This is a genomic window from Parabacteroides sp. 20_3, from assembly GCF_964238835.1.
GTDB classification, from domain to species: Bacteria; Bacteroidota; Bacteroidia; order Bacteroidales; family Tannerellaceae; genus Parabacteroides; species Parabacteroides distasonis.
In genome coordinates this window covers 267,732-282,907 of record NZ_CAXSNO010000001.1, presented here as the reverse complement: position 1 = coordinate 282,907, position 15,176 = coordinate 267,732, and the positions used below count along the sequence as shown (strand labels likewise).

Genomic DNA, 15,176 nt, shown 5'->3' with positions numbered 1-15,176 from the left:
TTTAAATCGTTTTATATAGGGTCAAAAGATTTTCCGCTGTTTGTGACCAAGAGAATCTTTTGACTCTGTTTAAACCATATTCTATTTGATTTTGATAGAATATTTGATCTCGCTCTAAATATAGTATCTTGTCTGCGATTTCTTTTTCACTCAACGGGTCAACTAGTATTCCGCCTTCTCCAGCTATCTCTGGCATTGCGGATGTGTTCCCCGTAATTACAGGTGTGCCGCAAGCCATGGCTTCTAGCAAGGGAATACCGAAACTTTCCCTTAGGGAAGTATATAAAAAAGCGAAAGCGCCGTTATATAGATAAGCTAGGTCTGTATTAGGGATGTATCCCGGGTATGAGAGAAAGGGCTTGATCTCTTCTATCCGTTGCTCTCGTAGGATAGCGTCTAGTTTATCCTCGCTTAAGTCTGCGATAAGTAGAGGTCGTTTCTTTTCTGAGTGCTTCAAATAAAGGCTATATGCCTTTAACGTGCGGGCGACGTTTTTTTTAGGATCTGTATTGCCTAGGAAAAAAATATAATCGTCATTATTAATATACTTATGGATAATAGATGATATCTCTGGCAGGGGATGAAAGTGCTCGCTATATCCATTATAGATAGCTGTGATTTTATCCTTGGGTAATCGCAATACCTCACGTATGCGATCGCACTCAAAACGAGAGACTGTGATGATCTTCCTACATTGGGGGAGTATGCGAGGAACCACCATGCGGCGATAATACCAACCCATGTTTTGATACCAAGATTTATTTCCTCCCTGACGGGGTTCTAGGAAAATAATATCATGTAATGTCAACACTAACGGGACAGGGCAATTTAGTGGGGCGGTATTACTGGTACAATGCAAGAGGTCTGGCTTTATCTTGCTTACATTTCGTGGAAGCGCAACTTGTTCCCAAAGAGGGTAGGTAGGGCATTTTACCTCAATAATATGTACATTGTCTGTCTCTTCTAGGCAATGATCTTCACCTGGACTGACAAATATAAAATATTCATTTTCCTTGTCGATTTTTTGTAACTCTCGAATACTCTCAAGAGCGACAAAGTCCATCCCATGTTTGTTGGTCCGGAATATACGTTGTGCCTCAATTGCTATTCTCATGGTTTTAAAGAATGTTTAGTTGGATTAAATTTGTGTCCTCCTATACGGAAAATATTGAGGAACATAAGTATGAATAAGACAGGAACGCTCGCTATCGCTTTCTTGAATTTCCTGTCGACAAGATAGTCTGGTACCGCTATACTGAATGTAATACCTAACAAGACCAATAAGAGCCACCACTTGATGGATGTTATAAAATCGAGAACAGTCAAAAATGAGGCTATTAATATAATAAAACCTAGCAGTAATATGCGAGGAGGCATCATCCATTGAAATAATTTGTCGCAATAGTCCCAATTTCCATTAAATATGGCTGCCGGCATTTGGAAAAGACCCGAGAATAAGTTGCTGATTTGAGTTGTCAACCAACGACGGCGCTGGTTATAGAAATCCCTCTTACCTCGAACTTTCTCGTCATAGGTATATACTTCTTCCAAATACTCGATATAAACATTTTGCAACAAAAGCTTTCTTTCCATGTATTTATCTTCTCCTATATCGTGACATTCTTGTATGATATCCTTGAAAAGCTCGTATTCGAAAGCCATGCCGGAGCCGCTAAGGGCGGAAGAGAATCCAAGACGGGTATGGCCTTTACGAAAGATAGAGTTGTTAATTTCTTCGCTGACAGAATCGAGCACAGCGATATTGCTATCACGGTTTTTAGCGACCCTGTGTGTTTGCAATGCGGAACAGCCCGCATAAAGGGCATCGTTTATTTTCTCGAGATAACTTGGTTTTACGATATTATCCGCATCGAGGATAACGACATTATCATACTTTATATCTCCTTTCTCAATATAATGTATGGCTTCTTTGAGAGCCTCGATTTTTGTGCTTTGGGGACTATCCATTTTAACGACTTTCGCCGATAATGCTTTTAAGTTATCTATCGTATCTTGTCGCATTTGATTAGATATAACGATAATGTCGTATCGTTCTCTTGGATATTCTTGAACGAGAAAATTTTTTACGGAGTCTATGATAACTTCGTCTTCTTGATAAGCGGGGAACAAGACAGCGAAACGATACTTCTTCTTGGCAGTTGGATAATTATACTGTGGTTTCCGTTTTGAATAGATGGCAAACACGAATAAATATAGTACAAATATCAGAAAACAAAGGAATAAGATGGCATCTCCTAATTGAAAGGCATATTGTTCCTTATCAATCCAGTTTTCTCCTATTTGAAAGAATTGTTCAATCATAGCGTTATTTATTTGAAACAGTTAATTTTTTTTATTCGTATCTCTTTGTCAAAGTAAGGACCGTTTAACACAAATGTTAGCCCCATAAATGCGATTATCATTGTTGGAAATTGACCCCAAAACGAGTTTGCGTATGCGTTAATGAACATACCGAATATACCACAAAGTAATCCGGACAATAATCCTTTTAGTTCAAGATCCTTGATCTGTGTGGCAATGATCCACCCTCCCCATCCTATAGTAAAAAAAATCATACTAAGATAAAGAATCAATCCAACTATGCCTGTTTCTACCCAAATTTTCACGTACCAAGAATCAGTTGGAATAGAAGTGGTAAAACGAGTGGATATTTTTACTCCTAATCCATCTCCAGATAGTCCAAGCCCTTCTCCAAAGGGCTTATATTTGAGATATGTGGCTAATTTTTTTTGATTTTCTTTGCGTACGATATATGAGGCATCTTTGGTTGGGTTAAAAGCGGTTCTAATTCTTCTGATAGATGAGTTGCTTTGTCCTATAGTCGTAAAAGCGAAAAAGATATAGATAAACAATAACATACTTGCTCCCCCAATGACCATTTTAGTTTGTTTGCTGATCAGTGTGTAAAGTGCTAGCCCTGCTAATGGTACGATTATAGCTCCTCTTGTCCCGGAAAGGAACAAAGCATAAAGTGCTAGAATCGCTATACATGAATAATATATCTTGCATAATGCAGATCGCATGTAGAGCGAGGCTATACCGAAAAACATGATGGCGGCACCCATATTGGCACCCATATTACTGGCATCCGTAAAGAATGAGAAATAGCGGATTCCAGACCAAATAATATGCGTTGTGGCTCCTCCGGCATTAAGCCATTTTGTCTCAAAACTATCAAATCCAATAAACTTTTGCATTAATGTCTTAATTATCGCAAATAACGTGAATATGGATAAACAAAATATGATAGCTTTGAGTATGGAATAGCGTGTACATAATAGAGATGTAATAATGACTATAATCAATCCATTGAATATTAATCCTCTTGATAATATCCAACCTTCTAATGAGCTGGTTGGATTGATTATTTCTAAAATGCAATAACCCATCCAGATACATAATGCGATACTTAGGATATTAAATGCTCTACGCCATTCTATGTTTTGGAAAAGGGCAGCTTGAATAAAGATCAGTACCAAAGCTATCATATATAGGATTTCCATAATAACACTGATCCCTTCTATGGGAATGTATCGGGTGATGCCTAATATGAAGTAATTGGTCGTGAATATAACGAATAATATAAGCCATGGATATCTTAATAAAAGGATACCTCCTACACAGAATAATGGAATCAAAGTTATTAGTATGAATACTGGAATTGAGTTATACAGCAAGGATATGCCAATACCTCCCAACCCTAAGACAAGAAAGAGCTGAGATATTTTGAACGAAGTATTGTCCTCTTGTATGTATCTTGATGTTTCCATGTGTTTTCGTTATTTTACAGCGGTATTAGTCGCCGTTAATCCCATATACATCATCCGGTTTGCGAAAGATCGCATAGATGTTTGAGGGGGTAATTGCCCCGTGAAATCTTCCACGGCCTCTCTCGTGGCATTGTTTAGATATAAGTACAATGCCGTGCCTTCTGTAATGTCACGCAGATATTTAACTAACTCCGTATCGCTATTTTTCCAAACCCGGCAAGCGTTAGCTACTAACAAATTGACTTGGCTTGACCCTAGCAAATGGGATGGAACACCATACTGTTGGATAGAAGGATACTCAACGATTAATATATCCGGCCTGCTTTCAAGCTGGATATGTTTGTCTATATGTTCAGCCATGAATAAGGAGGCATCGATTGGGATATCTTGACCGACTCTTAGGTATTTTACGTTGAAGCCAAGCTCTTCCCAAGATTCCTGGAAATATCGTGAGATAAACGTTTTTCCTTCTTTTTCCTCTAGACTTAGTATATTGATACAAAGTGTATCGCCCTTTTTGATGTAAGGTGTTAACCGGTTACAAGCATAAGCCGCAGAGATACGGTTACAAGTTTTTACGAATCCACGATATTTTAATTGGGAATTACGTCCTGTGAAAGCCCCTAATATATTCATGCCAGTAAGACGTCTGGCCCGTTCGGCATCCCGGAGCGTACGATCTAGCAACTCGATAACTAGGTTTAATCCGATAATAAAGATAATGCTACCAATAAATGCGGCAATAACTAATAGAAACCGCTTTCCTTTATCACTGAATAAAGGATAGGAGGCATCCGAGATCGTATTTAAGTTTGAAGAGGTTAATTGAAGATTCTTCTGCTTCATCTTTGCCATATTTAAAGCATGAAGTACTTCAAGATAAGATTGCTCGGTTACATGAATCTCACGTTCTTGTTGATTTATTCGTGTACCAATAGGAGAATAATTCTTGTATTGATCTGCAAAATCATTCTTGCGCTCGTTTAGAACCTTCAAATCAGCTTGAGCTTTCGCTTGTATAAGTGTTTGATTTAACCATTCTTGAACTAAACCTTCAATGGCTAAACCTTCTTTACTTTCTTTATAACTATTAATATTATTAGTAATTAGACCTATTTTCTTTTCGGCATCTCGTAGTTCTTCCCTGTATTTTACTAACTCTTGGTCTTTACTTAGCATTTCATCGGAGGTGAAAGTCTCTATTTCTGTTATTTTACCACTAATACGGGATACCTCGGCTAAGGTATTAATGAATTCCTCATTGGACTTAACTAATTTAGTACGAATATCCATGTACTGCTCCAGATTTTTGATAATGCTGGATGAGCTCTCGTAATTTCGCCGTGTCTCCTCATATCGATTCTCAAAGTCTGCGAAAGAGTGGGCGATAGCTTTAGTTTGCTCAATATAGTTAATAACACTATTCTTTACATTATAATCAGTAAGCTCGTTTTCTTGCTTATTCAGTTGTACACGAAGTTTCTTAAGTTCTTCCTCATAATATTTAACAATATCATTTGCGGTTTGATATCGTAAGTTGTTATACGAATATTTTAATTCTTCACTCACCAATTTGACCGTATTCCATGTAATACCGGGATCGGTAGAAGTATAAGCTATCTCTATTAAGTCGCTGTTTCCTTGCCTTCTGATGATAATACTGGATAAGGCATTGTAACTGTAAAATGCACTAGATCCATTAAACAACTCATGTAAATAATTACGACTGTCGCTGTATTTATACTCCTTGAATAAGTTAACGGTTTTGTCAAGAGAAGCTGTGTCAACTAAATGTAAGATCTCTTCTGGCACGGAAGCTATCAACTTTTTATAGTTATTTGCTGTTATGTATAGATTATCTATTTCCGGATCTCCATGCATTAAGTTTAGAGCTAGTAATTTCAATGAGACATTTTCTAAGGTTCCTCTTGATTTGGTTAGATTTACCAAGTTATCATAGGTGTTATTCACAGCTTGCCAATCAGGCCGAGTCTCATCATTTAATCCTGTATTAGACGTGATACCCGTGTAAATAGAAGTGGTAACGGTATATTTTTTTTCTAAGAATTGACTGAAATAAGCAACCAACGCTGTTATTATTAGCGTTCCGAATACTAATTGATGCCGGATTCTATATATAAAACGCGATATATAAAGTGTTATATCCATGGGTTATCGATTTATAATCTTAATATTTGTGAGCATTTCTAATAAAGTTACGGCATTGTGCAAGGTCGCACGACCTTCTTGGTAAGAAATCACGGCACCAGAACGACGTCCACGTTCCATTGATAATGAGATAATATCAATTTTTCCATTAATAAAATCTTGTTCGGAGATTTTCATCTGGGCGTTGTAAAGTGCGGCAGCATCTGATTTAGCTTTTAATGTAGCCAATGCTTGTAAGACACTATTATAAGCTTCCAGTATTCTTAATTTCCGTTCTTCTATGGACATTTCATACTCATAATCCAATTGACGGAAACGAGCTTTCTTCATCCGTACTTTTTGGCCTCGGCTGAATAAGTCTCCGAATGGGATAGACACGGAAATACCTACACTGTAAGTATGCTGATTACTGCCTATACTGGTGAGAAATGAAGGATCTTCTATGGTTTCTCTTGTAGAAAGTTGAACTAATCGCCCATATTGATATTGGCCGTATACCCTGAAATAGTCCAACCATTCTCTTTTTGTAATCTTCATATCGGCGTTAGCCTCATCTCTTTTAGCTTCATAAATTCTGACAGAAGGATGGTCATATACGGATTCCAGAAAAACCGATAGAGGTGGTAATTGAATACGTTCATAGTCATCTAGCATGGCATTTATAGAATCCGTGCCGGAAGTTACTTCTATTGTTGTCGCTTTATCGAAGTATGTCTTCTTTTTTTGTGCGACAATTGAAAAAGCATTTAATATGAATAATAGAATAAATAGTATCTTCATGTGAATTATGTTTGTTATCAGCTATGTATAGTTTATACATCCTCTTTCTGCACGAACGCCGTAAACGTCTTGAATATAATCTTTATGTCTAGCCAGAAAGAAAAGGTATGAGCATATTTGATGTCTAATTGTTTACGTTCCTCGGCGGACATACTACCAGAATTGCCACGTTTCTCTACTTGCCAAAGACCTGTAAGGCCGGCAGGAGCCATGAAGCGTTGTATGTATTCGTCACTGGTCAGTAGCTCAGCCTCGTATATGGGAAGAGGGCGGTTACCAACTATTGACATGTCTCCATTTAATATATTGAATAGCTGGGGGAGTTCGTCAATGCTATATTTCCGGATAATATGGCCGATCTTTGTTATACGGGGATCATTCTCTAATTTGATGAAAGCGTTGGAACGTTCGTGACGCTTTATTTTTAGATAGTCGTTTTCGGGAGTAGCGTCATTATCAGAATATAAAATGATATTTTGTTTATTCTCTTTAAAAAAAGAGGTCGCATTCTGTGAATTCACAGAAGTTGATGAAGAGGCCACGGCCTCTTCATCAATAGATTCCATATACTGATTAAGTTTCTTATATTCAGCCAAGCGCTTGTCCGCGTCCATATACATAGAGCGGAACTTATAAAAATCGAAAACCTTGTAATTGCTGCCTACTCGTTTCGACTTGTAGAAAGCGGGGCCTTTGTCCTCCAGCTTGATCCAAATCACCGTGATGATAAAGATAGGGGAGAGGCAGAGGAGCGCCATGGATGAGAAAATGATGTCGAAGACCCTTTTCCATAAAGGCAGCTTGAAAATGGCGAGATCAGGCTCTTTTATTTGAGGCTTACGCGCTTTTTCCATTCTCTTGCATTTCTCGGCGATACCCAGTAGCTTCACTAAATCTTCCTTAGAGGTGGATTCGGAGATGACACAGTCCGTTCCGGCTTGCAAATAGGATATTTTCTCCTCCCGGGTCATTTCCGGGGCGATTAATACGATATATATATTTTGAAACGTCTTATGCAAATGCATGATCGCAGGAATGTTTAACGTAGGATCTGTTTTCTCGATGAATACACAATAATCCATTTCCTCGGCAGGAAGAAGCGTGTTTTTCATCTGCAGAAGCGTTATACATTCTATGACCCCGGTGCCTAATGCCTTACGTAAACGTTCGGCTAACGGCACGTTATTACCGAAAAAGACATAATTCATTATCTTAATATTCGTTTTACTCTTACCCTTAATTCCTCTGGATTGAAAGGCTTCAAGATAAAGTCTTCCGCCCCTTCCTCAAACAAACGGATTCTATTTGAGCTGCTCTCTACGCTCGATAGGATCAAGACCGGTATATGGCTGAACAGATAGTTCGCTTTTAAATAAACCAAGAATTCCTCTCCGGACATTTCTGGCATATTCAAGTCTGAGATGATCAAATCCGGTAAATTGCCTTCTTGAAGCCAAGCGATCGCTTTCAAAGGATTTTCTTTATAAGATACCTTGTAAGTACTTGATAAATAAAGCATGATTATCTTTGCGATTTCTTGCTTGTCATCCACTAAAAGAACAGATTTCTCCATAGAGTCGTATAATGTTGTCGTCTTTTGTTTTATTTGTCATGCAAATTTAGAACTTTTAATTGGAAAAATCTATGTTTTTCAATTGTTTTTTTGAAAAAACAGTTCGGACTTTGAAAATAGGGGAAACTGCGATTTTTTGATTAAGTTTGTACGCACATAAATGAGATGAGTATTCGAAGATGCGTTGGAGGAAATATATAGATTTTGATGTTATTCATTTATTGGTTGGCGCTATTGTCGGGATGGGCTTGTCCTCTTGCCAGCCGGAGATGCCGGTGATCTCTACGATAACCGTGGAGGCGGATGGCCTGACGGTTCCCGTGAACCCGGATCTGTATGGTTTGACCATTGAGGAGATCAACCACGGGATCGATGGGGGGCTGTACGCCGAGCTGATCCAGAACCGGAGCTTCGAGGATGGCGTGCCACCCTTGAACTGCCCTTACGACGCCGCCCGGAACGTCTTGATTACCCCGAATGGATGGACGATCCCTTTCATGCGGGGAGATTCCGTACCGGGATGGAGGCGGATCGTCCCTAATACACAGATATACCCGGATATGAAGGAGCTGGTGAATGATAAGAACCGGCGGTCGTTGCTCGTGGCCGTATCGACTTCCGGGGAGTCGGGGCGCGGAGGCGTGATAGCCGAGGGATACCGGGGGATACCGATCCGGAAAGGGGAACGATACGATCTATCGTTTTTCGCCAAGGGGGCGAATATGGTGCCCCGTACCATCCGGGTGGCCTTGGAGGACTCGATGGCTAATACGGTCTTGAGCGATGTGTTTCAGGTAGCGCCGCTATACGAGTGGAAACGATACAGGCATACGTTTACGGCTACGGAGGACGCGCCGAACGCGGTCTTGACGATCACGGCCGATACCTCCGCCGTGTTTTGGCTGGATGTGGTATCGCTCTTCCCGGAGGATACGTGGAAGGGACGGAAGAACGGGCTGAGACCGGACTTGGCGGCGCTGGTCGATTCCTTGGCCCCTCGTTTTATCCGTTTCCCCGGAGGCAGTTTCGTGGAGGGGTATACGGCGGGTACGTACCCTATCTGGAGGGAGACGCTGGGCGATATCTCGGAGCGTAAGCATTTCTGGAACGTATGGGCCTATGGTACGACGAACGGCATGGGCTACCACGAGTACTTGCAAATGTGCGAGGATATGGGGGCGGAGCCTATCTACGTTATTAATAGCGGGATCACGAGCCAAAGCCGCCGGCCCCGCTACGAGGATATCACGGCGATGGATAAGCTCACGGGAGATGCCTTGGACGCTATCGCCTACGCGAACGCCCCGGCGGATTCCCTGCCGGGCGCCCTGCGTGCGAGGAACGGGCATCCGGAACCTTTCAACTTGAAGTATGTCGAGATCGGCAGCGAGAACTATGGCGGGGAGTATTTCAGGCGCTTTGAGCTTTTCCGCAAGGCGATCAAGGAGGCCTATCCGGAGATTACCGTTATCAGCAGTTCGCCCCTCACGAAGCGAGGCCGTAGCGAGTGGGTGGATTCCCATTATTACGCCGGGGAGCATTTCTTCCTCTCGAACGCCAGCAGGTTTAATAGCGACCGGTATTCCCGACGTTCGCCGGCGGTGTTTATCGGGGAGTTTGGGACGACGGAGCGGCCCTTGGCCGGTACGCTCCGGGCGGCGGTGGCCGAGGCCTGTTTCTTGGTCGGGGCGGAGGAGAACCCGGATATGGTACGCCGCTTGGCGTATGCCCCGGTATTGGGCAACGCCGGGTTCGAGAACCAGCGCCATCCGTTGATCTCTTTCAACACCCATCAGGCGGTGGTCTCTCCTTCCTACCATTTATTAAAGATGTTTACCCGCCATCGGGGGGATGAGGTGCTGAAGACGATCGTGGATACCTACGAGAAGCCACAGGTACGTACGGGCCGGGCGGGCGTGGAGATGTTTGATAATAGCTATGAGTTCAAGGACGTGCGGATCGACGGCGTGCCCGTATCGGATATATCCGTGATGAGCGGGGGATGGAAGGTCCCGGAGGCTGGTACGTTGGTGCCGGAGGCCAACCGGTGGAACCAGGTATTGTTCGGCGACTCTACGAGCTACGCCTATGAATATACGGCTACCGTCCGGCGTACGAAAGGTAGCGGGCAGATACAGCTTCGCCTCCGCGACAACGGGTGGACGGGCGAGCAGGCGGATTATATCGCCCTGACGATCGGGGCGGGAACGAGCGAGCTGTACCATCAGGTAGGTGGCGTGAAGGATAGCTTGGTCTCTCCCGTGCGGTTCCCTTTTGAGAGTAACCGGTGGTATACGGTTCGCATGACGTGCGAGTACGAGCGCGTCCGTTGCTATGTGGACGGCGTATTGCTGCATGAGGTGGATATGCGTCCGATCCCGTCGTTGGTATCCGTGGCTACCCTCGACAAGGAGAACCGGGTGATTTACTTGAAGGTCGTGAATACGACCCGCCACGAGGAGAAGACCTCTTTGCGTATCGAGGGAGTGAATATCCGTAACGAGGCGGAGCTGATCCAATTGAGAGGGGAGCCGGAGGCTCGTAATACGTTTGAGAACCCGGGGGCCGTAACGCCTGTCACCGAGCCTATCGTATTCCCGATGAGCGGCCCGTTTATCTATAATTTCCCGCCTAATTCAGTGACGATCTTGAAATTATACATGGAGTAGGTCAGATAGGGCAGGAGGGCCGGTACACTTTATCTGTATTTATCCTAACTTCGCGGCGACTTTAACAAAAAAATGTGTTATGGAACCAATGCATAAGATAAACAAGGTAGAGCTCCGGAGTTTGCAGCTTGAGGACTATACGCAGTTGTCGCAATCTTTCAAGAGGGTATACGCCGACAAGGATGTTTTCTGGACCCGCAAGCAGATCGAGACGTTGATACGGATATTTCCCGAGGGACAGGTCGTGACGCTGGTGGATGACCGGATCGTAGGATGCGCCCTCTCCATCATCGTGGATTATGACATGGTGAAAGGGGATCATACCTACGCCAAGGTAACGGGCAACGAGACGTTCAGCACGCATAATCCGAACGGGAATATATTATATGGTATAGAGGTGTTCATCCATCCGGACTACCGGGGCCTCCGGCTGGCCCGCCGTATGTACGAGTACCGGAAGGAGCTGTGCGAGAAGTTGAACCTGAAGGCGATCATGTTCGGCGGACGTATCCCGAACTATTATAAATACGCCGATCATATGCGTCCGAAGGAATACATCGAGAAGGTGCGCTCACGTCAGATCTACGACCCGGTGCTCACCTTCCAGCTCTCCAACGATTTCCACGTGCGGAAAGTGATGATGAACTACTTGCCGAACGACGAGGAGTCGAAGCATTGCGCTACCCTGCTGCAATGGGATAATATCTATTACCAGCCGCCTACGACGGATTACGTGGATAAGAAGACAACCGTGCGTGTCGGTCTGGTACAATGGCAGATGCGGCCTTATAAGACACTGGACGACGTGTTCGAGCAGGTGGAGTTCTTCGTCGACGCCGTATCCGATTACAAGAGCGACTTCGTCCTTTTCCCCGAGTATTTCAACGCTCCGCTGATGGCCAAGTTCAACCATCTGGGCGAGGCGCAGAGCATCCGTGGGCTGGCACAGTACACCGAGGAGATCCGTGAGCGATTCGTGAACCTCGCCATCAGTTACAATATCAATATCATCACCGGTAGCATGCCTTTGCTGAAGGAGGACGGGGCGCTATATAACGTGGGATACCTGATCCGTCGTGACGGCTCCTACGAGATGTACGAGAAGGTACATGTCACCCCGGACGAGCAGAAGAGCTGGGGACTCTCAGGCGGGAAGATGGTGAAGACGTTTGACACGGATTGCGCCCGGATCGGCGTGCTGATCTGCTATGACGTGGAATTCCCGGAGCTTTCCCGTATCATGGCCGACCAAGGGATGCAGATACTCTTCGTGCCTTTCCTTACGGATACGCAGAACGGTTACTCTCGGGTTCGTGTGTGTGCTCAAGCCCGGGCGATCGAGAACGAGTGCTTCGTGGTGATAGCGGGCAGCGTGGGCAACCTGCCTCGTGTGCATAATATGGATATACAGTACGCCCAGTCGGGTGTGTTCACGCCTTGCGATTTCGCTTTCCCTACCGATGGCAAGCGTGCGGAGGCAACCCCGAATACGGAGATGATCCTTGTATCGGACGTGGACCTTGATTTGCTCAACGAGTTGCATACGTATGGTAGCGTGCGTAACCTTCGGGACCGTCGCCACGACTTGTATGAGTTGAGGGTAAAAAAACAGTAGTGTTTGCGGTTGAACACAATAGTATTCATGGTTGAACACAGTAGTGTTCGCTATTAAACACAATTATATTCGCCAGAAGAATGCAGTAGGGGCGGGATCTGTCCGCCCTCCCGTGTATGCGTGGGAGGGCGGATGAATCCCGCCCCTACGGTTTATATCGGGGGGAGGATCGCTCGCTTCCCCCCTTCGGAAATGATCTTAATGACTTAGCATCTCAGCCGTGATCGGCGTGAATTTCTCGGCATCCGATTTACGGAGTTGTACGCTGCCGTCGTTCCAGTTGGAAGGCCAACCTCCGATGATGTGTCCAAGGAATACCAGCTTGATCTCGTGCAAGCCTTTTGCCAAGGCCGCGGAGGTGTCATGACGGGAGAAGCGTTTTACCTCGCCACCGTTATTGACCATCAACTTGCCGTCGATCCATACCTCCTCTAAATCCGAAGAGATGTAATAAACGCCATCCTCCGGGATATTCACGTAGCCGGTAGCGATAGCGGCGTATTGCTTCACGCCTCGCATGGATTCGGGGGCGGGCACTTGGTTGGTCAGCTCACGGGTCGTCTTGATGACCTGTTTCTTACCGGTCTTCTGAGCAGCCTCCAGATTATTTACGCTTAGGTACATGCCATCGAATACCTCCATGTCGAGGCCCGGGGTCGTCTTGGCTACCTCCTTGGCGGGAGCCAGCGTTTGTTTCTCCACGAGGATCGTGCGGGGCTTACCCATCTTGCCGGAAGGCAACACGGAAGCGATCTTCACGGTCGTAGTCTCTGTGATGTCGAAAGGAGCCGTATATACGGTAGATTCCGGGGTAGGCTCGGTGCCATCCAGCGTGTAGACCATCTTCATCGGACGGTTCGTGGTGAATGTCATGGTAGCCTTGTCCGTGAAAGCCACGAAGTTGCAAGAACCGTTCGGTTGCTCGGGCTGCGGGATGTAGTAGTTGATACCGTGTCCGTCTAGGCGAACCTGAGCGTTGTCCAGACGGCGTTCGAAGTCCTTGTAATCCTTCCGGTCCAGCGGGCTCCAAGCGATCTCGGAGAGGGCTAGGATACGAGGATAGATACGGTACTCCATGATGTCCGTGTTATAAAGGTACTCACTCCATACGTTGCATTGCACGCCCTTGATGAAATGCCCTTTACCGGCCGCTGCCAGCGTGTCGGGGACGGGGTTGTACTTATAGACCCGCTCCGCCGTGGTGAATCCTCCGATAGATACCGGGTTGATCTTGTAGTCGCCTTGGAACTGGTCGATATACATACCCTCGCTTCCCGGGGTCATGATCACGTCGTGGTTCATGCTAGCGGCGGCGATACCGCCTTCCTCACCTCGCCAAGACATTACCGTGGCCGATGGAGCCAGACCTCCCTCAAGGATCTCGTCCCATCCGATCATCTTCTTGCCGTGCTTGTTTACGACCTTCTCCATGCGTTGCACGAAATAGCTCTGCAGTTTCTCCTCGGCCGTATGCTCCTTGTCGCCTTTCAAGCCTTCCTTACGGATACGGGCCTGACAAAGCGGGCATTTCTCCCAGCTCGTCTTCGGGCACTCATCGCCTCCGATATGGAAATACTCGCCCGGGAATAGGGGAGCTACCTCGGCGATCACGTCCTCGAAGAACTGGAAGGGTTCTTCCTTCCCGGCGCATAATACGATGTCTTCCACGCCCCAGATGATACGGGGAGTACCCTGCTTACCCTCGCAAGACAGCTCCGGATAGGCGGCGATAGCGGCCATCTCGTGTCCCGGAAGCTCTATCTCGGGAACGATCGTGATGAAACGATCCGCCGCGTATTTAACGATATCCTTCACCTCCTCTTGGGTATAGAAGCCTCCGTACTCGGTACCCTCGCCATCGATGCGCTTAGAGCCGATCTCGGTCAGTTTCGGGTACTTCTTGATCTCGATACGCCATCCTTGGTCGTCGGTCAGGTGCCAATGCATGCGGTTGATCTTGAACAAGGCCAATACATCCAGCTGCTTCTTGATATTCTCTACCGGGATGAAATGGCGGCAGGGGTCTAGCATGATACCACGGTAACCGAATCGAGGCTCGTCCTTGATAGATACGGCCGGAGCGGTCCATGCGATACCTTTCACGGCGGAAGGACTCTCGATCTCGGCGGGCAGCAATTGCAAGAACGATTGCATACCGTAGAAAAGACCTTGAGGGGTCTTGGCCTTGATACGGACGCCGCTGTCGGCTACGTCTAACGTGTATCCCTCGTCGTTTACGTCCAGAGAGCCGTCGATAACCAACGAGATACCGTCGGAGGTCTCTTTGTCGGCGGTAGCTATCTGGTAGCCTGTCGCCGTGTTCATTTTAGCCGCGAAGAACTCGGCTACGGTTTTCGCCTCCGGGGTGGAAGCGTAGATCTTCGTGTTTTTGTTTAGCTTGAAGTTTCCCTCGTTCTGCGTAAGGCTGACCGGTGTCGGGATGATGTTGATACCTTGGTTGTAAGCTTTCGCTTTACCGGGAGCATCATCACACGAGGCCATCAGACCCAAGACAGCGCCGGCGCAGATTGTAGCAAGGAGCTTTTTCATAGAATTAAAAATTGAAAGTTGAAAATTGA

At 45.5% G+C, this 15,176-nt stretch carries 10 protein-coding genes; 2 read left to right on the top strand and 8 right to left on the bottom strand.

Translation table 11 applies throughout. The features are described 5' to 3' along the window. Position 1: 1 nt before the first annotated feature. The 7 genes from ACESPU_RS01170 to ACESPU_RS01140 all read right to left on the bottom strand — a co-directional run bounded on the left by ACESPU_RS01170 (position 2) and on the right by ACESPU_RS01140 (position 8,313). On the bottom strand, positions 2 to 1,114 hold the full coding sequence (locus tag ACESPU_RS01170) for a glycosyltransferase family 1 protein (RefSeq protein ID WP_057327206.1): 1,113 nt from the start codon (positions 1,112 to 1,114) through the stop codon (positions 2 to 4). Then, entirely contained in the window at positions 1,111 to 2,322 is a 1,212-nt protein-coding gene (locus tag ACESPU_RS01165) for a glycosyltransferase family 2 protein (RefSeq protein ID WP_057327207.1), read from the bottom strand. Before ACESPU_RS01165 ends, ACESPU_RS01170 begins: the two co-directional genes overlap by 4 nt. Before the next feature lie 8 nt (positions 2,323 to 2,330). Beyond that, entirely contained in the window at positions 2,331 to 3,509 is a 1,179-nt protein-coding gene (locus ACESPU_RS01160) for an O-antigen ligase (RefSeq protein ID WP_254888187.1), read from the bottom strand. A gap of 291 nt (positions 3,510 to 3,800) precedes the next feature. After that, the gene (locus ACESPU_RS01155; protein ID WP_122115039.1) at positions 3,801 to 5,960 is read right to left on the bottom strand and encodes a hypothetical protein; all 2,160 of its coding nucleotides are present in this window, start codon (positions 5,958 to 5,960) and stop codon (positions 3,801 to 3,803) included. Positions 5,961 to 5,963: 3 nt separating this feature from the next. Further along, positions 5,964 to 6,740, bottom strand: coding sequence for a TolC family protein (locus ACESPU_RS01150; protein WP_122115038.1), 777 nt, complete (start codon positions 6,738 to 6,740; stop codon positions 5,964 to 5,966). Positions 6,741 to 6,772: 32 nt separating this feature from the next. Then, positions 6,773 to 7,948: a sugar transferase gene (locus ACESPU_RS01145; RefSeq protein ID WP_005868390.1), complete on the bottom strand. Its 1,176-nt coding sequence runs from the start codon at positions 7,946 to 7,948 to the stop codon at positions 6,773 to 6,775. Further along, the gene (locus tag ACESPU_RS01140; protein ID WP_195205570.1) at positions 7,948 to 8,313 is read right to left on the bottom strand and encodes a PleD family two-component system response regulator; all 366 of its coding nucleotides are present in this window, start codon (positions 8,311 to 8,313) and stop codon (positions 7,948 to 7,950) included. The genes ACESPU_RS01145 and ACESPU_RS01140 overlap by 1 nt, the downstream gene beginning before the upstream one ends. Before the next feature lie 179 nt (positions 8,314 to 8,492). Here ACESPU_RS01140 and ACESPU_RS01135 point away from each other — a divergent pair, with 179 nt between their 5' ends. Continuing rightward, a complete protein-coding gene (locus ACESPU_RS01135) occupies positions 8,493 to 10,982 on the top strand; it encodes an alpha-L-arabinofuranosidase C-terminal domain-containing protein (protein ID WP_373133080.1) in 2,490 nt (829 codons plus the stop codon). A gap of 79 nt (positions 10,983 to 11,061) precedes the next feature. Further along, positions 11,062 to 12,597: a carbon-nitrogen hydrolase family protein gene (locus tag ACESPU_RS01130; protein WP_005868392.1), complete on the top strand. Its 1,536-nt coding sequence runs from the start codon at positions 11,062 to 11,064 to the stop codon at positions 12,595 to 12,597. A gap of 198 nt (positions 12,598 to 12,795) precedes the next feature. Here ACESPU_RS01130 and ACESPU_RS01125 read toward each other — a convergent pair whose 3' ends face one another. Beyond that, entirely contained in the window at positions 12,796 to 15,147 is a 2,352-nt protein-coding gene (locus ACESPU_RS01125; protein ID WP_005856584.1) for a family 20 glycosylhydrolase, read from the bottom strand. Positions 15,148 to 15,176: the final 29 nt, after the last annotated feature.